Here is a 448-nt window from a genome sequence, read left to right on the forward strand (position 1 = left end):
CCTGTTTTCCTCAATGCAACACCCTAAAAATATTTGGCGATAATTTGATATAGCTCGGCTTGCTCTTCATCCATTTTCAATAGTTGTGTTTTTTCACTTCCGGAGTCGGGTAACCGATAAGATAGTTGGTATATAGTGTGCGTAATTTCACTTGCCTTGTTTAGCGACAGATCCGATTTCTCGATCTTCAAAACCCTTTCCAGCTCTTTGTAAATGCTGTAAGCGGTGAAAGAAATACATATATGCGCTTCTATCCGGTGTCGTAATCGATGATAGATCGGGCGGATGCGGAGATCGGTCTTGGACATTCGAAAAGCTTTTTCGATGTGCCATAAATTATTGTAATTGTCCAATATAGCCTGATTTGAGAGAGCCGTATTGGTTATATATCCTTTTAGTCCGTCCCAAACGGCATCTGCTTCATATTTTTTATAGTCGATCTCAATAT

1 protein-coding gene is annotated in these 448 nt (G+C 39.7%); it reads right to left on the bottom strand.

Annotated features, from left to right (window positions below):
* Positions 1 to 23: 23 nt before the first annotated feature.
* Positions 24 to 448: IS1634 family transposase (locus F1E73_RS18090; protein ID WP_191089078.1), on the bottom strand; the 425-nt coding region annotated here is incomplete at its 5' end.

Source organism: Arenibacter lacus, assembly GCF_008711145.1.
Classification (GTDB): Bacteria; Bacteroidota; Bacteroidia; order Flavobacteriales; family Flavobacteriaceae; genus Arenibacter; species Arenibacter amylolyticus.